Here is a 21,847-nt window from a genome sequence, read left to right as displayed (position 1 = left end):
AGCATTTTGCACGATTATGCCGCAATCGCCCCATAGGCAGCACCAGACTTGCGGGAACGAATAGCGTGCAGACAGTGATTGCAGATTTCCAGATCATGCCGGCAGAGAGAAGCTTCTCGGAGCATCTCGACCGCTTTTTGTCGAGCGGACAATCGACGTCGGCCCAAAGTGCATCTGCATCCATTCACGTTGGCGTCTATACCGATATTGATGCAATCCGCGATGTCTGGAAACAACTGGAAGCCTACGATAGCAATTCGCTGCATCATTGCTTCGATTGGTGCCGTGCATGGCTGAAAGCCCATGGAACGACACCGCTGGTGGTCGTTGTGTCGCTCGCGGGAAAGCCGGTGATCCTGCTGCCGCTTGAAAAGCGCAAGACCACATTGGGCGCTGTAGCCGAGTTCATTGGCGCAAACCATGCCAATATCAACACCGGCCTCATTGATCCGGAATTTGCAAAGAGCGCTTCCTTCGAGTTGAAGACGCAAATCGTGAATGCCATCAAGCGCGCCTTGAAAGCCCACGTGTGCCTGATTTCGCTGACCAACATGCCGGATCACTGGCAAGGTGTGCCCAACCCTTTTTCCGGCTCTTATAAGGTCGAAAATCAAAATCACGCTTTTCAACTGCCGATTCGCAAGACCTTCGAAGAGACGCTGGCCCAGATCAACGCCAAACGCAGGCGCAAGAAATTCCGCAAATCCACGCGACTGATGGACGACATGGGCGGCTTTGAACATATCATCGCCACGACGCCAGAAGAAAAGGCAGAACTCCTGAAAACGTTCTTTGCGCAGAAGCGTGTGCGCTTCGAAGACGCGGGCATTCCCGATGCCTTTGCGGAACCGGAAATCAAATTCTTTTTCAAAAACCTGGCCGATCTGCCCCAAGAAGATAACAACTACCTCCTGAAGCTGCATGCGATTCGGTTGAAAAAGGATGGCCATATTGCATCCGTCGCCAGCCTCTCGCGCAAAGGCAACCACATCATCTGCCAGTTCTCCTCCATCGACGAGACATTCACCGCAGAGGCAAGCCCCGGAGAATTGCTCTTTCATTTCATGATCGAAGACGCGCATGACACGGGTGTGGAAATTTTCGATTTTGGCCTTGGCTATATGCGCTACAAATCAAGCTGGTGTCCGGTCGAGACCGTGCAGTACGACGTTCTGATCCCCACAGCTTTGCGCGGCATGCCGGCTGCGGCGTTTGCCGCAGCTTCAACGCGCGCCAAAGCCTGGATAAAACAGAATGACCGCCTCTATCGTTTTCTTCAGAGCAGACGCGCCGCCTGAACGCGCTCCCCTTTGATCGACACAATCTCGATAGCTGAAACCCAAATCAAAACGGGGAGCGCGTTTCCGCCCTCCCCGCAGCAATGCTTTTCGTTTGGCTGGAGCATCAGGCAACCTTCCAGCGGCGACCGCGGCCCTTGGGAGACGCGCTCTCGGGTGCGCCAGCAACGAGAATGACCTCGTTGTAGCCCGCAGCAGAAAAGCCGCTCATGATGGTCGCAATTTCAGCCTCGCTCTCATCAGGCGCTGTCAGAATAAGCTCGGTTTGCGGATGGCGGCTCAAGCGATCAATGCCGCGCGCCTCGGCCGGTCCGCATTCAATGATGACACAGTCATAAGCCTCGCTCAGCGCATCCACAATCATCGGCAAGCGGTCGGCCGCGCGCATAGCCTGCTCCATATCGGCGTAACCACGCGGAATAATGTGCGCCGCAGAATACATATCCGGGTGAATGCTGGCGGCAATTTGCGCTGTGCCCGCCAGAATATTGCTGATCCCGGCCAGCTTCGCAGACGGCGTCATCAGCTTGGAAGGATAACCCGTGCCGGTCATATCGACCAGCAGGGTGTGAAGCCCCTTGTCTGCAATGCGCCGCGCCAGCTCCACGGTCAGGGCCGAGCCTTTGTCACCGGAAGGCGACACGCAGATCGCAACCGGCACCAAGGCTTCTGCCATGTGGCGCGCCACGGCTGCGGCGGAAAAAGCACGGTCCTCTTCAGGATCGGCAATAAGCGCCGGGCGGGAAACGGTCTCATTGTCCGCGCTGCCCTTGTCCTCTGTAGTCGGCGTACGCGAAACAAGTCGTTCCGCAGCGCTGCGGACAGCGCTCGACAGTCTGGCGGGTGCAGAGGCAGACTCTGATGCCGATACTGTATGGACAGGTTCCATATCCCCCTCGTCATCGCCCATAGCCTCGGCGCTTGCCGCTGCAGGCCGCCGCACAGGTCGGGGAGCGGACATTGCGTCGTTCGCGTGAGCGACTTCGCCCTCGGTCTTCCAGGCGCGACCGCTGAACAACTCACCCAGCATGATGATCACACTATAGATCAGGAAGGTCGCAAGGGCTGCGATGATCGTGATCGGTATCTTCTTGGGGAAGTTCACATTCTGAGGCTCGACTGCGCGCGATACGAGACGTGCGTCAGCCGGCGTGGCATCGCTGCCCACACGCGAGGCCGCCTCGCGGTAACGCGACAGATAGGTCTCCAGAAGCTGGCGGTGGGCTGCCGCTTCGCGTTCCAACGCATTCAGGCCCACCTCTTCTTCGTCCGCTCGCGCCGAATCTGCTTTCAACGTGTTGAGCTGCTGTAACAATTGCTGTTCCCGAAGGCCGGCAACCTTGGCGTCGTTTTCGAGACTGAGAAGTATCTTTTTCGTCTCACTTTGCAGCTGCGCCTGCACGCTGGAAAGCTGCCCACGCAGACCTTTCAGCCGCGGATGTCCTTCGAGAAGCGAGGTCGACAGGTCGGAAATCTGGGCCTGAATGTTGGATTCCTGCTCCTTCAGACGCTGGATCATCGGCGAGGCCACAACATCGGCGATCGTATCCACATTGCCGCCGGATGCGAGCGCGCTGCGAACGCTCTGCGCCTTGGCCTCGGCGTCGGCCTTTTCGCCGCGCAGACGGGTGATTTCGCCGGAAATATCATTGAGCTGCTGGCCGGCAAACGTCTGGTCCGTGCCGGTGCGCAACAAGTCGGACGATGCACGATAAGCGGCCACTTTTGCTTCCGCCTCACGCACCTTTTCGCGCAGATTGGCAATTTCAGGCTCCAACCAGCGCGCCGCTTCAGTGTTGGTATCGAGTTTTGCGCCGCTTTGCAGCGAGAAATAGACTTCCGCAATCTTGTTCGGGATGGCTGCTGCCAGTTTGGGGTCTTCGGAGGTAAACTGAACACCGATCACGCGCGAATTGCTGATCTGGTAGACTTGCAGCTTCTCGCGGAATTCGTTGAGAACGCGTTCTTCAGGGGCGACATCCAGAGGATTTTTGACGAGACCCGCGCTGATGGCCAGGGTCTTTAGAAGTGAGGGATGCGCATCGGGATCGAATTCCTCGAGCTCGTAAAGCTTCATCTCGCGGGCAACCTGTTTGATCAGATCAACCGACTGGAGCAGCTGCACCTGCGAGGATATCCCCAGTTCATCAAGGACAGGATCAGAGCCACCACCCTGCACCTGCCCACCGGCCGAATATTCCGGCTGGCGAAGCTCGATCAAGATCTGTGCTTCGCTTTTATACTCTGGCGACATCAGCCCGGTGGCCAGAAAGGCGAGACCGGCAACACCTGCCGTGACAATGCCGATTCGCAGCCGCTTTTCCCATAATGCGCCAAACAAACGACCGAGATCGATATCGACATCCTGGGATGAATTTACGCCGGACATGAAACGCTCCAAACTCAAATACTGTGAAGCGAAACTTTAATCGTTCATGGTAACTCAAGGGTTAATTGACGCTGGAAACATGCAAAGCCCGGCAATGACCACCTGGCCACACGATTTTATGGGCGAGCCTTTATAAGCTTTACCGCATGTTAACCCTAACGGATCGATAACGGTTGAACAATTCATGATGTAAGAACGAGATAGCAATGGCCTTCTCCCCGACCCGTCGACAGATCCTTGGTGGCATCGCAGTTCTGGCGCTTCCGCTCAGCTCCTGCGCATCCTATCAGCCGCCGTCGCGCGCCATGAGCGAAGCAACGATTGGCCCTTACCGGCTGGGCTCCGGCGACCAGTTGCGCATTACCGTCTTTGAGCAGCCAAGCCTGACGAATACATACAGTGTGGACCAGGCTGGCTACATTGCCTTTCCGCTCATCGGTGCCGTGCCCGCGCGCGGTCGCACCCTGCAGGAACTGGAAGGCGTTATCGCCGCCAAGCTCAAACAGGGTTACCTGCGCGATCCGGACGTGACGATCGAGGTCGCGCGATACCGTTCGATCTTCGTGATGGGTGAAGTGGGTCAGCCAGGACAATATTCCTATGTTCCCGGCATGACGATCCAAAATGCCATTGCCGTCGCAGGTGGCTTCAGCAGCCGCGCCAACCAATCGAGCGCCGACGTGACGCGCCAGATCAACGGTGAGGTCATTTCCGGTCGCGTGCCGATTTCCGATCCCGTTCTCGCCGGTGATACGATCTATGTTCGCGAGCGGATTTTCTAATTCATGGATGGTGAAAGTCTCCGCATAATCCACTGCTTCAGGTCGCCTGTTGGTGGAATATTCCGCCACGTGCGCGATCTCGTTTATGAGCATTCGCGCGCAGGTCATCAGGTTGGAATTCTGTGTGACAGCACCACGGGCGGCAGCTTCGAAGACAAGCTTTTCGAGGAGATCCAGGGCGATCTTGCACTCGGCGTCACACGTCTTCCCATCGGCAGGTCCGTTGGCCCTTCCGACCTCGCGGCCCTGTGGAGCGCGTATAAACAAATCAAGAGCTTGCAGCCGGATGTACTGCACGGCCACGGCGCCAAGGGCGGCGCTCTGGCCCGCGTCATCGGCTCAGCCTTGCGGGCAAACAAGTATCGCGTAGCCCGCCTCTATTCCCCCCATGGCGGCAGCATGCATTTTGTCGGCAAGGGCATCAAAGGCGCCGTTGTCTTCACGTTGGAACGGCTCTTGAAGCGTTTTGGCGATGCGATGGTCTTCGTCTGCGCCTATGAGCGCGACGTCTTCATCCGCCAGATCGGCAAACCGGCCCGCATGCGCGTCGTCTATAACGGCCTCAAGCCTGAAGAGTTCGAGCCGGTGACGCCCGCTTCAGACCGCCGCGACTTTCTCTTCATCGGCATGCTGCGCGATCTGAAGGGACCAGATCTCTTCATCAACGCCTTCGCCGAGGCCGAACGCAAGGCCGGTCGCCCGCTCTCGGCACTGATGATCGGCGACGGACCGGATGAGGCCAAATACCGGGACTTTGCGGTCAATCAGGGTTATGGCCGCCGTATTCCCATTTTCCCTTCGCAGCGCCAGCGCGATGCCTTTGAAAAGGTTCGCACAGTCGTTCTCTCCTCGCGCGGCGATACCCTGCCCTATATCGTGCTTGAAGCCATTGCAGCCGGTCTACCTGTCATTGCTTTCGGCGTCGGCGGCGTACCTGAAATTCTGGGCCGCGGAAATCCCGGTCTTGTGCCGCCGGGCGATGTGGACCGACTTGCCGAGGTAATGGCCGAGTCAGTTCACAACCATGACGACTGGGCAAAGCGCATGATGCCGGACCCCGAATTCTTCCGGCAAAAATTCTCGCGCGAACATATGGCCTCCGATATCATGGCGATCTATCGCGAAATCCTCGCCGATCAGGCCTGATCCGGCGCTGTTAACGCTCTGAAAACCATAGTTTCAGGATTGCCGAACTTAGTCTCCTTTTTAATCAAAATATTCAATCTCTGAGCCCATCATGGCTGCAAAGCCGTGAAAAAGGGCACCAGGGACATGAACCAGCTAGGGCAACAGGAACAATTCGACATCGAAAAACTGCGCAACAAGGTCTCGCAGTTGCAGAGCGCAGCGCCCGGCGTCGGCGACAAGCACGCTGAGCTGAGCCCGCTGGCGCGCCAGATCGCTGAACAGTTCGCCGAGGAGAGTTTTTCCCCATCGATGATCGCCGGTACTGTGAGGCTGATCGATATCGCCAGCTTCGCACTGATCGGCCACGTCATCGTGCGCCTTTACCTGGTTCCCGAATGGAGCCAGTTCATACCCTACACTGCGCTCATCCTCGCCGCAGCGCTGATCAACACGCTGATGATGCAATTCGCCGATTGCTATCAGATGCCCATTCTGCGTTCGGTATCGCGCGGGCTTCGCCGTGCAATCCTCACCTGGGCGCTCACCTTCATCGGCATTGCCGGCGCTATCCTTGCCCTCAACCAGAATGCAGAATTTCACCCCGTCGTCCTGGCCAGCTGGTTTGCAGGCGTTCTGGGTTATCTGTTGATCTCCCGCACTGTTCTTGCTTTTTCCCTGCGCAAATGGGGACGCAACGGCATCATGGAACGGCGCGCGGTCATTGTTGGCGGTGGCGAACCGGCCAAGGCGCTCATCCGTTCTCTCGAAGCACAGCCTGACAATGACATTCGCATCTGCGGCATCTTCGACGATCGCAATTCAAAGCGCTCACCGGACCTCATTGCCGGATATCTGAAACTCGGCACCTTTGATGAACTGATCGAGTTTGCCCGCCTCGCACGGATTGACATGATGATCATCTCGCTGCCGCTGACGGCAGAAAACCGTATCATGGACCTGATGAAGCGGCTCTGGGTTCTCCCCGTCGACGTTCGTATTGCAGCCCATGCCAACAAGCTTCGTTTCCGCCCGCGCGCCTATTCCCATGTCGGCAAGGTTCCGATGCTGGATATCTTCGACAAACCGATTGCCGACTGGGATTCGGTTGCCAAGCGCGCATTCGACATCTTCTTTGCTTCCCTTGCCATTTTCCTGCTCTGGCCCGTCATGCTGGTCTGCGCAATTGCTGTGAAGGCGACATCGAAGGGCCCGGCACTTTTTGTCCAGAAGCGCCATGGCTTCAACAACGAGGAAATCAACGTCTACAAGTTCCGCTCCATGTATACCGACATGAGCGACCCGTCTGCCAAGCAGGCCGTGACCAAAAACGACCCGCGGGTGACGCGCGTCGGTCGTTTCCTGCGCAAATCTTCGCTCGATGAGCTGCCGCAGTTCTTCAACGTTCTCAAGGGCGACCTGTCGCTTGTGGGTCCGCGCCCGCACGCTGTTGCCGCACAGACCGCCGACCTTAAATACGTGAATGTCGTGGAAAGCTACTTTGCCCGTCACAAGGTCAAACCCGGTGTCACCGGCTGGGCGCAGATCAACGGCTGGCGCGGCGAGATCGACAGTGACGAGAAGATCAAATTCCGCACCGCCTACGACCTCTATTATATCGAGAACTGGTCCTTGTGGCTTGATCTGAAAATCCTGTTCCTCACGCCCATCCGGCTGTTGAACTCGGAGAACGCATATTGAGCACGCTTGAAACCGGGACAGGTCAACCCTTCCGGCCACAAGCGGCGACACTGAGCCTCTTGGGGTCGGCCGCCGTGGCCACAGGTATATTCCTGTCCGGTTTCGTCATTTCCGAGCCCGCACCTTATGAACTGTTCATGGCCGGCCTTGTCGGCCTCTGGTTTCTGCTCGGGCTGAAAATTTCGCGCAGCACCAGTTATCTTCTGACCATGCTCATCGTGCTGGAAATCGGCTGCATGCTGTCGTTGACACAGATGCGCGAACTCTCCGACGGGCCGATGTACCTGGCGGTCAACATCTTCCTGGCGCTGACCGCGGTCTTCTACGCCGCAATCATCGAGGAACGTCACAGCCGTCTCACGCTGATCTTCAACTTCTGGACGCTCGCGGCCCTCATCACCGGCACTCTGGGCATTCTGGGTTACTTCCACGCCTTTCCCGGCGCGGAAGTCTTCACCCTTTATGATCGCGCCAAGGGCGCGTTTCAGGACCCCAACGTTTTCGGTCCCTTTCTGGTGGCACCATCGCTTTATCTGCTCTACGGCATTTTGAAAGACAAACTGGGGCTGATGACCTTCGTCCGGGGCACTGCCCTGATGATCCTCGCCATGGCCGTGCTTCTGTCGTTCTCCCGTGCGGCCTGGGGTCTCTATGCTTTTGCCAATGTCATGCTGGTGATGGTCATGCTGCTGAAAGAGCGCACCTCGGCCTTCCGGCTGAAGGTGCTGGTGCTTGCCATGCTGGGCTTTGTGCTGCTGGTGACGGCGTTTGCCATCGCCATACAGTTCAGTCAGGTCTCAGACATGCTGGCCGACCGCTCGCAGCTCGTTAAACCATATGACGCCGGTCATCTTGGGCGCTTCGACCGTCACCGCATCGGCTTTCTGTTGTCCATGGAACACCCGCTCGGAATCGGTCCCCTGCTCTTCGGCAAGATTTACGGGGAAGATGAGCACAATACCTGGCTGAAAATGCTGACGACCTACGGCTGGCTCGGCTTCGTGACCTATATCACCATGCTGTTCTGGACGCTTTCCATCGGCTTCAAATACATGCTGCGCAACCGACCATGGCAGCCATTTCTGATGATTGCCTGGATCACGCTGCTCGGCCATGCGCTGATCGGCAATGTGATCGACACCGACCATTGGCGGCACTTTTACCTTCTCTACGGAATCATCTGGGGCTGCAGGGCGCTGGAACATAATTTCCAGCGCGCATTACGACGCTCGGCGGCGGTCTGACAAAATGAGAAAATAGCTGTCTGCGCCAAAACACGTCTGCGCTTGAATACACCCAAAATTCTTGCATCCTGCCCCTTGCGCATGGAACATCTCCCGGCTATGGAGTGCGTGCCTTGGCAACGAGGCAGGTCGGAGCGTAGCGCAGCCCGGTAGCGCACTTGACTGGGGGTCAAGGGGTCGTGGGTTCGAATCCCGCCGCTCCGACCATTTATCCCCTCTTCCATAGATAAAAGACATTTACGTACCACCGCCATTGCGCGACGATCGGTGACGATTCTATCTTGGCGGGATGCAAAATTGGCGGCGAAATATTCAGGCTCGTGTCTCTGTGGTCACGTAAAATTTGAGATTGAGGGAGAGTTTGAACATTTCTTTCTCTGCCATTGCAGCTATTGCCAGAAGGACACAGGATCGGCACATGCGGCCAATCTGTTTTCTACCAAGGCCAAGCTGACGTGGATTTCCGGAGAGGGCAGCGTCTCGACATTCAAACTTCCCTCCACACGACATCACAAGAGCTTCTGCTCCAGATGCGGTTCGGCTTTGCCCAATTTGCAAATGAATGGGGCGCTGGTGGTGGTGCCGGCCGGAAGCCTCGATACCAAAGTCGCGATAGCCCCCGATGCTCATATTTTCTGTCACAGCAGGGCCGACTGGGACGTCGATCTGGAACAGCGTCCGCAACTGCCAGGATCGCCAACAGGATGAAGCCGCTCACCCGGACGATGTTCTAGAGCATCGTCCGGGTGAGCGGTTCAGCTTTTAATTGAAGCGCGCCAGGCCACAAGCGTCGCCCGGCGCTAATACGCCGCCCCAGTGGAGCATTGCGCAAAGCGCAATTGGCGTGAGCGAAAAAATCTAGACTGTTTCAGTCAAAAACTGAAACAGTCTAGCGAACCTGATCGAGAAGCCGCTTGCACTCCAGAAGATCGTAAAGCGCCTCCTGCAAAAGCGTCTTGTCTTCATCACCAATCGGCGGCTTTACACCAGACTGGGCCTCGGCGGACGATCCGCCAAAGCCGAAAAAGCGGCGCGAGGTCGGCGCTTTAGCCTGACCGACAAGATGGTCTTCCTCGATCTTTTCCGGTGCCTTCGTGGTTTCCTGCGCTGCATTGGACGCTGCCAATGCTTCTGCGGCCTCAAGGTCCCCGCTGCCAACGGCAATCACGAAGCGAACGCCGTTGGCCTTCAACATCTTCTGAACACCCTTGATGGTGTAGCCGTGGTCGTAGAGCAGATGCCGAATGCCCTTGAGTAGATCGACATCGTCGGGACGGTAATAGCGGCGACCGCCGCCGCGCTTCATCGGTTTTATCTGCGGAAACCGTGTTTCCCAGAAGCGAAGAACGTGCTGCGGCAGATCGAGATCGTCTGCAACCTCGCTAATGGTGCGAAAAGCATCGGGGCTCTTTTCCAACGCATCCTCCAGGATATGGCCAGCACATCCAACATTTATCGAATCATGGGCTAATTCAAATCATTGTAGAGAAAACTTGATGCAAAAATCCACATCCGGCCCGTGCAATGAACCGAGGCTGTGGAAATCTCACAAATTGACAAAGAAAGACGCCCGTTCCAGAGACTGGGCGAAGAGAAGAGCGAAAAGACGCTTCCTTTAAGACGCTGCAGCCTTTTTCTTGCTGCGGTTCTGGTGCGCTTTCAAAATACGCTGCTTGAGAACATTGGACGCCTTGAACGTCATGACACGGCGTGGCGAGATCGGCACTTCTTCGCCGGTCTTGGGGTTTCGCCCCACGCGCTCATTTTTTTCCCGAACCTGAAATGTTGCGAAAGACGAAAGCTTGACCGTCTCTCCCCTGACGATCGCCTTGCAGATTTCTTCCAGAATGGTTTCGACCATCTCCGCGGACTCGCCGCGAGAAAGGCCAACCTTGCGAAAGACCGCCTCAGCCAGATCGGCGCGCGTAATAGTTTTGCCGCTCATTTAGAAAACTCTTATTTTTAATGCTCCCACAAAGGCGAAGACTATTGGGCTTGTCAACGCTGGTCAAGGAGTGTGTACAAATTCATTCCAAAAACGCAAAGCATGCTGTCATTTCCGGTTGAACGGCCCTTACCAGCGTAGCAGGACAGAACCCCAGGTAAACCCGCCGCCCATCGCTTCGAGCAGCACCAGATCGCCTTTCTTGATGCGCCCGTCCGCCGCCGCTTCGTTGAGCGCCAGAGGAATGGACGCAGCCGAGGTGTTGCCGTGTTTGTCGACCGTGACAACCACCTTTTCCATCGGAATGCCGAGCTTCTTGGCCGAACCTTCGATGATGCGGATATTGGCCTGATGCGGCACGAGCCAATCCAGTTTTTCGATCGGCAGGTCTACCGCCTCGAATGCATCGGTGATGACGTCCGTAATCATGCCAACGGCATATTTGAAAACTTCGCGCCCCTGCATGCGCAAGTGACCGACTGTACCCGTGGTTGAGGGACCACCATCAACATAAAGCTTCTCGCGGTGAGCACCATCCGAGCGCAGATGCGCAGTCAACACGCCACGATCCTCCACCGTTCCTTCGCTTTCGACGGCTTCAAGAACGATTGCACCCGCACCATCCCCAAAGAGGACACAGGTGGTGCGATCTTCCCAATCCAGAATGCGCGAAAATGTTTCCGACCCGATCACCAAGGCGCGCTTGGCCTGGCCGCCCCTGAGGTAGAGGTCTGCCGTGGTGACGGCGTAGACGAAACCCGAACAGACCGCCTGCAAATCGAACGCTGCCCCATGGCGGATACCAAGCCGGTCCTGAATGTTGACGGCGGTTGCCGGAAAGGTGTTGTCCGGCGTCGATGTCGCCAGAATGATCAGATCGATATCGTCAGGCACAAGGCCGGCATTTTCAAGCGCCGCACGCGCCGCGGCCTCGCCTAGCGACGCCGTGGTTTCCCCCTCGCCTGCAATGTAACGCTGGCGGATGCCGGTACGCTGAACAATCCACTCGTCAGAGGTTGCAACCTTGTCTTCCATGTCGCGGTTGGCGACAGCGCGCTTGGGCAAAGCGGCACCAAAGCCGCGCACTACAGAACGGATCATGCTCATTCAACTCCGGATTCATGCTGAACGTTTGCCGGCGGCGGAACACGTTTGGCATGATATTTTTTCAGATCGTCTTCGATCTTCTGATTCAGTTTGTTGCGCGCCATGTCATAGGCAACGGCAATCGCAGCCGCGATGCCTTCCGCATCCGTACCGCCGTGACTTTTAATCACAATACCGTTCAGACCGAGGAAGACAGCACCATTGACCTTTCGCGGATCGGTCTTTTCGCGAAGCCTGTTGAATGCACTCTTTGCGAAGAGATAGCCGATCTTGGCAAACAGCGAGCGCGACATGGCCGAACGCAGCAGTTCGGCAAACTGGCGCGCCGTACCTTCGGCCGTTTTCAGCGCGATATTGCCGGTAAACCCTTCGGTCACGACCACATCGACCGTCCCTTTGCCGATATCATCGCCTTCCACGAAGCCGGTATAATCCAGCGTGTCAACATTGGCCTCGCGCAGGAGACGACCGGCCTCTCTGATTTCATCGAGGCCCTTGACCTCTTCGACGCCAACATTGAGAAGCCCAACGCTTGGCCGCTTCAATTCAAACAGCGAACGCGACATGGCCGCACCCATGATCGAAAAATCAACGAGTTGCTGGGCATCGGCACCAATCGTCGCACCCACGTCAAGCACGATGCTTTCGCCCTTCAACGTGGGCCAAACACCGGCCAGTGCCGGCCGCTCGATATTGGCAAGCGTGCGCAGGCAAAACAGGGCCATCGCCATCAGGGCACCCGTATTGCCGGCAGAGACCGCAGCGTCCGCATGCCCGGCTTTGACCGCATCGATCGCCTGCCACATGGAGGATTTATAGCGCCCGCGACGCAGCGCCTGGCTCGGCTTTTCGTCCATGCCGATGGCAATCTCGCAAGCAACGAATTCGCAACTGGCTTCCAACTTGGGAAACTCATTCAGAGCCGAAAGACACTCTGTTTCATCGCCATAAATGACAAACTTGATATCGGGATAGCGCTCCAGAGCCTTTGCGGCCCCCGGAATGACAACGCGCGGACCGAAGTCGCCACCCATGGCGTCAAGAGATATTGTTACCACTCTTCTCTTTTCCTTTAGTCTCCGACCCCGGATTGCGGGCCAAAATAACGCTTTTCAGAGAAGCTACAACTGAATTCTGTCAGTTTCTCCGGGATTTACCCATTCCAGATCAAAATATGCAAATCCCACAAAGCAATGCTGTACGAAACGAAAGCCTGACAGATCAGTCCTTCTTCCACTCTTTTAACACTGCAAATGGCGACGGTTTTTTGTCAGTCGCATCATCGCTTTCAATGTGCGACTCAAATTCTGCACCCGGCGCCCGCGGATAGGGATCGATGGCAAGCGCCACGAATTCACTGACCGCGACACCGGCGTCGATCGCATCCCCGCTAAATGTCTCGGGAATATCGTCACCCTCCGGGTCCAGCACCATTTCGCCGCTTTCGTTGAAAACATGACGGGCAAGCCGTGAGCCTTCCGGCACATAGACCTGATCCACCGTTTCGCGGATTTCCGATTCGACCGGCGCCAGCGTGACAACGCATTTCTGCACAATTGTCGCGGCGACCTCACCCTTCAGGCGCACACCGTCCTTCTTCCAGCGCGCGATGTGAAGCTCGGCCTCCAGTTCCTTGACCGCTTCAACGTCCCAGATCAAGGCGAGACCTGCCCGCTCCGCCTCATTGGCCTTCAAGGTCACGGTGACCGGATTGGCCGAAACGTGGCCGACTTTCACCTTATAGGAAAACGGTGCGATTTCTTTGTTTGCCATGGCTCAAAGCCTTTCTTCTACTGCGCTTCAGGCAGAAGCGCCTCGCCGGTGGCGATCACATCCTCGCTGAGCGTCTTTAAATGTGTCTCCGCATGGATGGCATAGGCCGCGAGCTTGTCCATTGCCGGTGCAGCATCGTTTTGCGGATGAAAATTGCGCTTCAATGCTGCTGCTAGCAGTTCGCCGTCCTGCGCATCAAGTGCTTTCGAATAAGCTTCCAGCCGACCATAAAACATGGAGGCAAGCTTTTTCATCCGTTTGGGAACGCTGAGATCGCCCACGCCCAGCTCGCGAATCGAATGGTCGAGATCCTCAAAGAAGGCATCGACGATTTCCTGAGCGATCTCATGACCGCTCCGCGATCCTTCTGCGGTGCGCCGAAAATAAAGGATCAATGCAAGCGAAAGCATCTCGAAACGCCCCATGACCGTGTCGGGCACGTCCATGCTGGCATAAAATGCCGGCTGGCGCGCCCCCGCCGTCAAATTCGCATATTGCCGCTCAACGATAACGCGGTTGCTGTTTTTTTTGCCGAAGAGTCCGAAAAACATGAAAAAGCCCGAGTTCGATCTAATGAAAAGCAGCAAACGGCGGTTTCGCCTTGTTGCATGAAGGCTGAAGCTGGTTTACCGAGAACGTTGTGAATTGCAATGGCAAAGCATGCGCAATACCCCTGATTTAACCTTGTTGATCTTTTCAGCAGGCCTGAAATCAGACAAAAAAGCATGCCAACCATTGCCTAGATATTGAGGGAGGCACCCGTTGAATCAACGGATCGCTGCAAACCGGTCGAAATTTCTGCGCATCGCTGCACTGGGTGTGAGTCTGACGATGACGTCGCTTGCCATGACGTCCTGCCAGACCAGCGATGTTATCTATAACGGCTTCGTCGCCGACGACGAAACCCTGGCGCTCGCCCCGGTCGGTTCGAGCAAGGAGCAGGTGCTGTTGTCGCTGGGCACACCATCCGCCACAGCGACGTTCGACAACGAAGTTCTCTATTACGTTTCACAAAAGCGCACCCGCCCGGTCGCTTTCATGAAGCCGAAGCTGGTGGAGCAGACAGTGCTTGCCTATTACATCGGAAACGATGGAAACGTTGAGCGCATCGGCCACTATACGCTCCAGGACGGCAAGGTTTTCGACATGATTTCGAGAACCACGCCGACGGCGGGCAAGGATATGACCTTCCTCCAGCAGATTCTCTCCGGTGGACCGAGCAATGCCTCGATTGCCAACGCGCTGAGCGGCGGAACCTAGAGCCAGCCAAATCAGACGCGCAAATGGTTTGAGAAGGCCCGGCTTGTCGCCGGGCCTTCTGCCCTTCATGACTGGTAGATGATGAGGCCACCGTCTGCAGCGGCCTGAACGTCAACAACCGAGCTGAGTTCGACATTCTGTTTGGCGAGCGATTCCGCCAAGGCGTGGTTGGCACCGATCGCGGAGTGAATGGCTGCCACATGCTGCGTATCCGTCTTCAAATCAGACAGGTTTGCCCGCTCCTGATCAGTCAGATCGAAATCGCGCCGGATCTCGAAATTGCGGCCGTTGGAGCTCTCAATAGCGTTTTTGACGTCTGGCTGCAGCGCCTGATGTTGAGTTGCCATCGTTTGGGACATATCGGCAGACGCCGCATTGGCCTGAGCCGCAACGCCCATGACGCCGCCTGATGCGAGAAGTGTTGCAAGAGATGCTGCAAGAATACCATTAATCTTGTTGTTCATCGGATATCTCCATTATCTGAGGACCACGGGCCTGACACCCGGTCCATTGGAAAATTCCGCGCTACATCTCACCATGAGATGCAAGGAAGACGTGGAACCTGCAAAGGCGCTGAAGCCAGCACGACTGGAAGCGTCTTGCATGGATTGATGTAGGTGGGCGAAACACAAATTCAAACGGGATAAGCTATTTATTTCATTAAATAACTTTCACTTTTTATGCCATCATTCCACCAAGATTGCGGTAAATTTCGACAGCATTTCCAAAATCCAGTCAGCCCGTTTTGAACATCGTGAGCCCACAAAGCCGGAGGTTTAAGCATCGAGGTCACGCACGCGCGTTGGCGAAAATGCTTGCCAAGGCAGGCGGAGCGTGATTTTACCAGCGCACACGCCCACCTTCAGAACTTGACCGAGGATTCCATGGCCGCTCAGGACGCAAAACCGCACCTTCTCATCATCGAGGCCCGCTTCTATGATGACCTGTCGGATGCCCTGCTGGACGGTGCAACATCCGCCTTGGACGAAGCAGGCGCAACATACGAGATCGTGACCGTTCCCGGCGCGCTGGAAATCCCCGGCACCATCGCCATGGCCATGGATGGCGCAGATGCCGGCGGCACATTTTATGACGGCTATGTCGCGCTCGGCATGGTCATCCGCGGCGAAACCTATCACTTCGATATCGTTTCCAACGAATCGTCGCGCGCCCTGATGGACCTGACTGTCTCGGAATCCATTGCCATCGGCAACGGCATCATGACGGTAGAAAATGAGGCGCAGGCCTGGGCACGCGCCAGAAAAGACGAAAAGGACAAGGGCGGTTTTGCTGCACGCGCGGCATTGACCATGATCGCCTTGAAAAAGAAATTCGGCAGTTAACAACAATGACAAAAGACAAAAACGAATCGCCGGTGAAAACCGCCAACCAGCGCGGCGCAGCAAGGCTCGCAGCCGTGCAGGCGCTCTACCAGATGGATATTGCGGGTTCCGGCGTGCTCGACGTCGTCGCAGAATATGAAAACCACCGGCTCGGCCAGGAACTGGACGGCGAACAGTATTTGAAGGCGGACGCCTCCTGGTTCCGTTCCATCGTCTCGGGCGTGGTACGTGATCAGGTCAAACTTGACCCGGTTATTCGCGCAGCACTGCAGGACGACTGGCCGCTTTCGCGTCTTGACAGCACCGTGCGCGCCATTTTGCGCTCCGGCACATTCGAATTGATCGAGCGCAAGGACGTTCCCGTCGCCGTGATCGTCAATGAATATGTCGAGATCGCCCAGGCGTTTTTCGAAGATGAAGAGCCCAAGCTCGTGAATGCAGTTCTTGACCGCATCGCCAAGCAGGTTCGTGCAGACAAACACAAGAGATAAGTTCCTATAGATGGAGTGACGCATGGTCGCCGCACAACCCGATGCCATGGCAACGGCGCTATCGACTGCAAAACGCGATGTCAGGCTACTTGCGACAGCACAGGCATTTCTCGGCTCCATCGCACCCATTGCGATTTCGACAGGCGGTCTGGCAGGCTATCAGCTTCTAGCCGCCGACAAGTCGCTGGCAACCGCTCCGGTGACCGGTTTCAATATCGGGACTGCGCTTGGCGCGGTTCTGATCGCCCTGATCTCCTCTTATCTTGGGCTCCGCGGTCGTTTCATCTTCGGCACGGTTCTGTCCATGGCCGGCGGGGTGCTGGCGGCCATTGCGCTGTTGCGCGCCGACTTCTGGCTCTTTGCGCTCGGCCTTCTGTTTCTCGGCCTGTCAGCCGGTTTCGTGCAGAAGATCCGCTTTGCAGCCGCCGACCTTTCGCCATCCTTTTACAAGCCCAAGGCCATTTCATGGATATTGGGCGGCGGTATCGTTTCGGCCGTCGTTGGCCCGCAGGTCGTCATTCTGGCAAAAGACCTGTTGGAACCCGTAACCTTTGCAGGTTCGTTTCTGGCGATTATCCCTATTGCGCTCATTGGTGCAATCATCATGACGCTTGTCCACTTCAAGCCTCATGTTGATCATGCCGATGGCCAGGTGATCGCCCCTGCCCGTCCGCTGAGCGAAATCGTCGCCAACCAGCGTTTCATCACCGGCATGATTTGCGGCATCTCATCTTATGCGCTCATGTCCTTCCTGATGACAGGCGCGCCGCTCGCCATGGTGGTCGGCTGCGGCTATTCCTCGGACATCGCAACGCTGGGCATTCAATGGCACGTAATGGCGATGTTTGCGCCGAGCTTCGTAACGGGCCAGTTGATATCGCGCTTCGGCGTTGAAAAAATCGTTGCCGCCGGCATCGTGATTCTCATGGGCTGTGCCGCCATGGCCGCGGCCGGCATCGCGGTCTGGAACTTCTGGGGTGCGCTGGTTCTGCTTGGCGTCGGCTGGAACTTCGGTTTTATCGGCTCCACTGCCATTGTCAGCGCCAGCTACAAGCCCAATGAAGCCGACAAGGTGCAGGGATTCCACGATATCATCCTGTTCACCATCGTGGCCCTTTCCTCATTCGGGGCCGGCAAGATGTTCAACGCTTACGGCTGGTTTGCGATGAATCTCGTTGTCTGGCCGGTGGCCATCGTCTGCCTGATCCTTCTGTTCGCGCTGATGCGAAAGAATCCGGTAAAAGTTGGCTAACACCTTCGGCCGGTTGATCCAAAGCAACCCAATAACGGCCTGAGCCTCCTAAATTCCCGGTTATGCGGCTTTGGAAGGGCTTGACGATGTCGGTTCCTCCAAGCACTCTCACCGCGACGTCATGGGACGGCATGCCAATTCTGGCGTGCGTCTCAGGGTTCTCAATCGGGGACCGTGCGGTTGGGAGGCTGCACGGCTTAAGGAGGAAAGATACACATGACAATTCTATTTGGTGTTGTTTTATGCGGTCTGCTCTCGGTGGTTTACGCCATCTGGGCAACCCGGTCGGTGCTGGCTGCCGACCAGGGGACGGCGCGTATGCAGGAAATTGCAGGTTATATTCGTGAAGGCGCGCAGGCGTATCTCACCCGTCAGTACAGAACCATCGCCATCGTTGGCGTCATCGTTTTCATCGCAGCCTGGCTGCTGCTGTCCGTCGCAGCTGCAATCGGCTTCTTGATCGGCGCTGTTCTTTCGGGTGCCGCAGGCTTCATCGGCATGCATGTTTCCGTGCGCGCCAATGTGCGCACGGCGCAGGCGTCGTCGAAAAGCCTTGCAGGCGGTCTCGATATCGCGTTCAAATCCGGTGCGATCACCGGCATGCTGGTGGCAGGCCTCGCCCTTCTAGGTGTGGCCGTCTATTACTGGGTACTGACCGGCGGCATGGGCTATGAGAACGGATCACGCGAAGTGATCGACGCGCTTGTCGCACTCGGCTTCGGCGCATCGCTCATTTCCATTTTCGCGCGTCTCGGCGGCGGCATCTTCACCAAGGGCGCAGACGTGGGCGGCGATCTCGTCGGCAAGGTGGAAGCTGGTATCCCGGAAGACGATCCGCGCAATCCGGCCACCATTGCCGACAACGTGGGCGACAATGTCGGCGACTGCGCAGGCATGGCAGCTGACCTTTTCGAAACCTATGCGGTCTCGGTTGTGGCGACCATGGTTCTTGCCGCCATCTTCTTTGCCGGGGCAGACATTCTCGAAAGCGCCATGATCTATCCGCTCGCCATTTGCGCGGGCTCCATCATTACCTCGATCATCGGTACCTTCTTCGTCAAGCTCGGCCCCAGCGAAAACATCATGGGCGCGCTTTACAAAGGTCTTATCGTGACCGGTGTGCTTTCAATCCTGACATTGGGGGCGGCAACTTCTCTGACCATCGGCTGGGGACCGGTTGGCACCGTCAACGGCATGGAAGTCACCGGAACAAACCTGTTCATTTCCGGTATTGTCGGCCTCATCGTGACGGCACTGATCGTGGTGATCACTGAATATTACACCGGCACCGACAAACGTCCGGTGAACTCGATCAGCCAGGCTTCGGTGACCGGCCACGGCACCAACGTGATCCAGGGGCTTGCCGTTTCACTGGAATCGACCGCCCTGCCGGCAATCGTCATCGTTGGCGGTATCATTGCCACCTACCAGCTGGGCGGCCTGTTCGGCACCGGTATCGCGGTCACCGCCATGCTCGGTATCGCCGGCATGATCGTCGCACTTGATGCCTTCGGCCCGGTGACAGACAATGCCGGCGGCATTGCTGAAATGTCGGAACTTCCCGGTGACGTCCGCAAGGTAACAGACGCGCTCGATGCTGTCGGCAACACGACAAAGGCCGTCACAAAGGGCTACGCTATTGGCTCTGCCGGTCTCGGTGCATTGGTGCTCTTTGCGGCCTATTCCAACGACCTGCAGTATTTTGCCGCCAATGGCGACAAATATCCCTACTTTGCCAATATGGGTGACATCTCCTTCTCGCTCTCCAATCCTTACGTGGTTGCAGGCTTGATCTTCGGCGGTCTCATTCCCTACCTCTTTGGCGGTATTGCCATGACGGCTGTGGGACGTGCTGGCGGTGCAGTCGTTGAGGAAGTACGGCGTCAGTTCCGTGAAAAGCCCGGCATCATGCAGGGGACGGAAAAGCCCGATTATGGCCGTGCGGTGGACATGCTGACCAAGGCTGCCATCCGTGAGATGATCATCCCCTCGCTTCTACCGGTTCTGGCCCCCATCGTGGTCTATTTCGGTGTGCTGCTGATTTCCGGCGACAAGGCTTCGGCTTTCGCCGCACTCGGCGCTTCGCTTCTGGGTGTGATCGTGAACGGCCTCTTCGTCGCCATCTCGATGACGTCTGGCGGCGGTGCGTGGGACAACGCCAAGAAGTCCTTTGAAGACGGCTTCACCGACAAGGACGGCGTCAAACACCTGAAGGGCTCGGAAGCGCACAAGGCCTCCGTGACCGGCGATACCGTTGGCGACCCCTATAAGGATACGGCGGGCCCTGCTGTGAACCCGGCGATCAAGATCACCAACATCGTTGCACTTCTCCTGCTGGCCGTTCTTGCCGGCGTGGCCTGATCAGCTGGAAGCGAAAACACAAAAGCCCCCGGGAACTGTCGTTTCCGGGGGGCATTTCAATGACCAATTATCATTTATTGGATCAGGAAAATTCGGCCAGCCGCGCGGCATAGCGCGCCATTGTATCGACCTCGAAATTGACCCTGTCACCTGCCTTGCGATCGCCCCAGGTGGTCACTTCCAATGTATGGCGGATCAAGAGCACATCGAAATCGGCACCATTGACGGAGTTGACCGTCAGCGACGTTCCATCCAGAGCAACGGAGCCCTTTGGCGCAACGAACTTTTCAAAACCACTCGGCGCGCGCAGGCGGAAACGCACGGCATCGCCCTCCGGCTCGATGCTGAGTATCTCAGCGGTGCCGTCGACATGGCCGGACACCATGTGACCGCCAAGCTCGTCGCCGATTTTCAAGGACCGCTCCAGATTGACGCGACGCCCGGCTTGCCAGCTGCCGATGGTGGTGAGCCGCAGCGCCTCTTCCCAGGCTTCGACCTCAAACCAGCGCTCGTTCGAGCCCGGCTCAGGCAATGTCACCACCGTGAGGCATGTGCCGGAATGGGCGATGGAAGCGCCCATATCAATGGTTGCCGGATCATAATCGGTCGCAACACGCAAACGAATGCCCTGATCGAGCGGCGCGACGGACTGCACGGTTCCCACATCAGTGATTATGCCTGTAAACATGGAGCCTCAGTCCTCTCTTTCAAACTCTCTCAAGTGATCGACACCGATATCGCCTTCGCGCACCAGCCGAAAACCGGCGGGCATATGCTCCGGCGTGAGCGGCGCGGCAATGCCACCTTCGCCGACCACCTTCGAGCCCGTGAGCAGATATATGCGGTCGACAAGCTGATCTTCAAGGAGCGCGGTCGCAACGCGTGCGCCACCCTCCACAAGGACGGAATAAATGCCGCGTGTGGCAAGCGCCAGAAGCAGCTCTTCATTGTTTTTGGCATAGAGAACCTCTGCACCGGCATCCTGCAGAGCAAACGCCCGATCCTCATCCGCATCGGAATGCGCAACAACCAGCAGCGGCACGTCGTGTGCACTTTTTACCAGTTTGCTATCGAGCGAAATATCAAGCGCACGATCAAGAACGATGCGTATAGGCGAGCGGTGAAAGAGACCCGGAAGGCGGCAGGTCAATTCGGGATCATCAGCACGCACCGTGCCAAGACCAACGAGGATCGCATGGCTCTCGGCGCGCAACTGATGCACGAAGTCGCGGCTTTCCGGTCCAGTAATAAACACCTGCCCCTCACCGGGAAGACCAATCATCCCATCCTGCGACACGGCCATTTTCAGGGTAACATGCGCACGATCCTTGCGCTTGGCAGTCAGGTAAGCCGCCAATTCACGCTCTGCCTTATCAGCCAGGACGCCAGTATCAACAGCAATGCCCGCCTGCTTGAGGCGCTGAAGTCCCTGACCACTGACGCGCTTGTCCGGGTCTTCGATCGCTGCGACAACGCGCGCAATACCGGCTTCGATCAGCGCATCCGCACACGGTGGCGTCTTGCCGTGGTGCGAGCAGGGTTCGAGCGTAATATAGGCCGTTGCCCCGTGGGCCGCCTCACCCGCTTCTTCCAGGGCAATGGTTTCGGCATGCGGCCGCCCGCCCACGGCAGTCACACCCCGACCGACGATTTCGCCGTCTTTCACGATGATGCAGCCGACTGAAGGATTGTTTGCCGTCTGACCGAGATGGCTGTGCGACAGGTCCAGCGCTTTCGCCATGAAATTTTCATCGGCCAGCCTGGTCATGACATGAA

Annotated in this window: 21 protein-coding genes and 1 tRNA gene; 12 read left to right on the top strand and 10 right to left on the bottom strand. The window is 57.0% G+C overall.

Annotation, left to right across the window (positions count from 1 at the left end; all coding sequences use genetic code 11):
* The first annotated feature begins 65 nt into the window (after positions 1 to 65).
* Complete coding sequence (locus NHF56_RS20925; RefSeq protein ID WP_252802618.1) at positions 66 to 1,298, top strand: GNAT family N-acetyltransferase; 1,233 nt, start codon at positions 66 to 68, stop codon at positions 1,296 to 1,298.
* Between the two features lie 106 nt (positions 1,299 to 1,404).
* Here the strand turns inward: NHF56_RS20925 and NHF56_RS06355 are convergent, their stop codons facing one another.
* Positions 1,405 to 3,687, bottom strand: coding sequence for a GumC family protein (locus NHF56_RS06355; protein ID WP_252802616.1), 2,283 nt, complete (start codon positions 3,685 to 3,687; stop codon positions 1,405 to 1,407).
* Between the two features lie 206 nt (positions 3,688 to 3,893).
* Between NHF56_RS06355 and NHF56_RS06350 the strand changes: the two genes are divergently transcribed.
* The 6 genes from NHF56_RS06350 (at position 3,894) to NHF56_RS06325 (ending at position 9,247) form a co-directional block, all read left to right on the top strand.
* On the top strand, positions 3,894 to 4,469 hold the full coding sequence (locus tag NHF56_RS06350; RefSeq protein ID WP_252802614.1) for a polysaccharide biosynthesis/export family protein: 576 nt from the start codon (positions 3,894 to 3,896) through the stop codon (positions 4,467 to 4,469).
* A gap of 3 nt (positions 4,470 to 4,472) precedes the next feature.
* On the top strand, positions 4,473 to 5,615 hold the full coding sequence (locus NHF56_RS06345; protein WP_252802612.1) for a glycosyltransferase: 1,143 nt from the start codon (positions 4,473 to 4,475) through the stop codon (positions 5,613 to 5,615).
* 126 nt (positions 5,616 to 5,741) lie between these two features.
* Positions 5,742 to 7,295 (top strand): undecaprenyl-phosphate glucose phosphotransferase, encoded by a 1,554-nt coding sequence (locus tag NHF56_RS06340; RefSeq protein WP_252802610.1) that lies wholly within the window; start codon positions 5,742 to 5,744, stop codon positions 7,293 to 7,295.
* Positions 7,292 to 8,539: an O-antigen ligase gene (locus NHF56_RS06335; RefSeq protein WP_252802608.1), complete on the top strand. Its 1,248-nt coding sequence runs from the start codon at positions 7,292 to 7,294 to the stop codon at positions 8,537 to 8,539. The genes NHF56_RS06340 and NHF56_RS06335 overlap by 4 nt, the downstream gene beginning before the upstream one ends.
* A gap of 130 nt (positions 8,540 to 8,669) precedes the next feature.
* Positions 8,670 to 8,746, top strand: a tRNA-Pro gene (locus tag NHF56_RS06330).
* 90 nt (positions 8,747 to 8,836) lie between these two features.
* Complete coding sequence (locus NHF56_RS06325) at positions 8,837 to 9,247, top strand: GFA family protein (protein ID WP_252802606.1); 411 nt, start codon at positions 8,837 to 8,839, stop codon at positions 9,245 to 9,247.
* A gap of 181 nt (positions 9,248 to 9,428) precedes the next feature.
* On the opposite strand, the gene NHF56_RS06320 is transcribed toward NHF56_RS06325, so the two are convergent.
* From NHF56_RS06320 to NHF56_RS06295, 6 genes are all read right to left on the bottom strand, one after another.
* Positions 9,429 to 9,956, bottom strand: coding sequence for a MerR family transcriptional regulator (locus NHF56_RS06320; RefSeq protein WP_252802604.1), 528 nt, complete (start codon positions 9,954 to 9,956; stop codon positions 9,429 to 9,431).
* A 198-nt stretch (positions 9,957 to 10,154) separates the two neighbouring features.
* Entirely contained in the window at positions 10,155 to 10,484 is a 330-nt protein-coding gene (locus tag NHF56_RS06315; protein ID WP_252802602.1) for an integration host factor subunit alpha, read from the bottom strand.
* 129 nt (positions 10,485 to 10,613) lie between these two features.
* A complete protein-coding gene (locus NHF56_RS06310; protein WP_252802600.1) occupies positions 10,614 to 11,585 on the bottom strand; it encodes a beta-ketoacyl-ACP synthase III in 972 nt (323 codons plus the stop codon).
* Positions 11,586 to 11,587: 2 nt separating this feature from the next.
* Positions 11,588 to 12,649, bottom strand: a complete 1,062-nt coding sequence (gene plsX / locus NHF56_RS06305) for a phosphate acyltransferase PlsX (protein WP_252802598.1) — start codon at positions 12,647 to 12,649, stop codon at positions 11,588 to 11,590.
* A gap of 163 nt (positions 12,650 to 12,812) precedes the next feature.
* A complete protein-coding gene (locus NHF56_RS06300; protein ID WP_252802596.1) occupies positions 12,813 to 13,364 on the bottom strand; it encodes a DUF177 domain-containing protein in 552 nt (183 codons plus the stop codon).
* A gap of 17 nt (positions 13,365 to 13,381) precedes the next feature.
* A complete protein-coding gene (locus NHF56_RS06295; RefSeq protein ID WP_252802594.1) occupies positions 13,382 to 13,915 on the bottom strand; it encodes a ubiquinol-cytochrome C chaperone family protein in 534 nt (177 codons plus the stop codon).
* 211 nt (positions 13,916 to 14,126) lie between these two features.
* Here NHF56_RS06295 and NHF56_RS06290 point away from each other — a divergent pair, with 211 nt between their 5' ends.
* Positions 14,127 to 14,624 (top strand): outer membrane protein assembly factor BamE, encoded by a 498-nt coding sequence (locus NHF56_RS06290; RefSeq protein WP_373456255.1) that lies wholly within the window; start codon positions 14,127 to 14,129, stop codon positions 14,622 to 14,624.
* A 65-nt stretch (positions 14,625 to 14,689) separates the two neighbouring features.
* Here NHF56_RS06290 and NHF56_RS06285 read toward each other — a convergent pair whose 3' ends face one another.
* A complete protein-coding gene (locus tag NHF56_RS06285; RefSeq protein ID WP_252802589.1) occupies positions 14,690 to 15,088 on the bottom strand; it encodes a hypothetical protein in 399 nt (132 codons plus the stop codon).
* 420 nt (positions 15,089 to 15,508) lie between these two features.
* Here NHF56_RS06285 and ribH point away from each other — a divergent pair, with 420 nt between their 5' ends.
* The 4 genes from ribH (at position 15,509) to NHF56_RS06265 (ending at position 20,071) form a co-directional block, all read left to right on the top strand.
* Positions 15,509 to 15,967: a 6,7-dimethyl-8-ribityllumazine synthase gene (ribH, locus tag NHF56_RS06280; RefSeq protein ID WP_252802587.1), complete on the top strand. Its 459-nt coding sequence runs from the start codon at positions 15,509 to 15,511 to the stop codon at positions 15,965 to 15,967.
* 5 nt (positions 15,968 to 15,972) lie between these two features.
* Positions 15,973 to 16,458, top strand: a complete 486-nt coding sequence (gene nusB, locus NHF56_RS06275) for a transcription antitermination factor NusB (protein ID WP_252802585.1) — start codon at positions 15,973 to 15,975, stop codon at positions 16,456 to 16,458.
* A gap of 22 nt (positions 16,459 to 16,480) precedes the next feature.
* The gene (locus tag NHF56_RS06270) at positions 16,481 to 17,710 is read left to right on the top strand and encodes an MFS transporter (protein WP_252802583.1); all 1,230 of its coding nucleotides are present in this window, start codon (positions 16,481 to 16,483) and stop codon (positions 17,708 to 17,710) included.
* A 216-nt stretch (positions 17,711 to 17,926) separates the two neighbouring features.
* Positions 17,927 to 20,071, top strand: coding sequence for a sodium-translocating pyrophosphatase (locus NHF56_RS06265; protein WP_252802581.1), 2,145 nt, complete (start codon positions 17,927 to 17,929; stop codon positions 20,069 to 20,071).
* 82 nt (positions 20,072 to 20,153) lie between these two features.
* Here the strand turns inward: NHF56_RS06265 and NHF56_RS06260 are convergent, their stop codons facing one another.
* Both NHF56_RS06260 and ribD read right to left on the bottom strand, forming a co-directional pair.
* On the bottom strand, positions 20,154 to 20,759 hold the full coding sequence (locus NHF56_RS06260) for a riboflavin synthase (RefSeq protein ID WP_252802579.1): 606 nt from the start codon (positions 20,757 to 20,759) through the stop codon (positions 20,154 to 20,156).
* A gap of 6 nt (positions 20,760 to 20,765) precedes the next feature.
* Positions 20,766 to 21,839 carry a bifunctional diaminohydroxyphosphoribosylaminopyrimidine deaminase/5-amino-6-(5-phosphoribosylamino)uracil reductase RibD gene (gene ribD / locus NHF56_RS06255; RefSeq protein WP_252802577.1) on the bottom strand — a complete coding sequence of 358 codons (1,074 nt, stop codon included), beginning with the start codon at positions 21,837 to 21,839 and terminating at the stop codon, positions 20,766 to 20,768.
* Positions 21,840 to 21,847 lie beyond the last annotated feature (8 nt).

Origin of the sequence: Rhizobium sp. L1K21 (assembly GCF_024055895.1) — a bacterium.
GTDB lineage: Bacteria > Pseudomonadota > Alphaproteobacteria > Rhizobiales > Rhizobiaceae > Ensifer_A.
Note: the sequence above shows the minus strand (reverse complement) of the source record. Positions and strands in the feature narration are given on the sequence as shown.

Coding starts and splice junctions, on each gene's coding strand:
- NHF56_RS06355 (WP_252802616.1), bottom strand. CDS start 3,687: ATGTCCGGCGTAAATTCATCCCAGGATGTCGATATCGATCTCGGTCGT.
- NHF56_RS06350 (WP_252802614.1), top strand. CDS start 3,894: ATGGCCTTCTCCCCGACCCGTCGACAGATCCTTGGTGGCATCGCAGTT.
- NHF56_RS06345 (WP_252802612.1), top strand. CDS start 4,473: ATGGATGGTGAAAGTCTCCGCATAATCCACTGCTTCAGGTCGCCTGTT.
- NHF56_RS06340 (WP_252802610.1), top strand. CDS start 5,742: ATGAACCAGCTAGGGCAACAGGAACAATTCGACATCGAAAAACTGCGC.
- NHF56_RS06315 (WP_252802602.1), bottom strand. CDS start 10,484: ATGAGCGGCAAAACTATTACGCGCGCCGATCTGGCTGAGGCGGTCTTT.
- NHF56_RS06310 (WP_252802600.1), bottom strand. CDS start 11,585: ATGATCCGTTCTGTAGTGCGCGGCTTTGGTGCCGCTTTGCCCAAGCGC.
- NHF56_RS06300 (WP_252802596.1), bottom strand. CDS start 13,364: ATGGCAAACAAAGAAATCGCACCGTTTTCCTATAAGGTGAAAGTCGGC.
- NHF56_RS06295 (WP_252802594.1), bottom strand. CDS start 13,915: ATGTTTTTCGGACTCTTCGGCAAAAAAAACAGCAACCGCGTTATCGTT.
- NHF56_RS06285 (WP_252802589.1), bottom strand. CDS start 15,088: ATGAACAACAAGATTAATGGTATTCTTGCAGCATCTCTTGCAACACTT.
- ribH (WP_252802587.1), top strand. CDS start 15,509: ATGGCCGCTCAGGACGCAAAACCGCACCTTCTCATCATCGAGGCCCGC.
- nusB (WP_252802585.1), top strand. CDS start 15,973: ATGACAAAAGACAAAAACGAATCGCCGGTGAAAACCGCCAACCAGCGC.
- NHF56_RS06270 (WP_252802583.1), top strand. CDS start 16,481: ATGGTCGCCGCACAACCCGATGCCATGGCAACGGCGCTATCGACTGCA.
- NHF56_RS06265 (WP_252802581.1), top strand. CDS start 17,927: ATGACAATTCTATTTGGTGTTGTTTTATGCGGTCTGCTCTCGGTGGTT.
- NHF56_RS06260 (WP_252802579.1), bottom strand. CDS start 20,759: ATGTTTACAGGCATAATCACTGATGTGGGAACCGTGCAGTCCGTCGCG.
- ribD (WP_252802577.1), bottom strand. CDS start 21,839: ATGACCAGGCTGGCCGATGAAAATTTCATGGCGAAAGCGCTGGACCTG.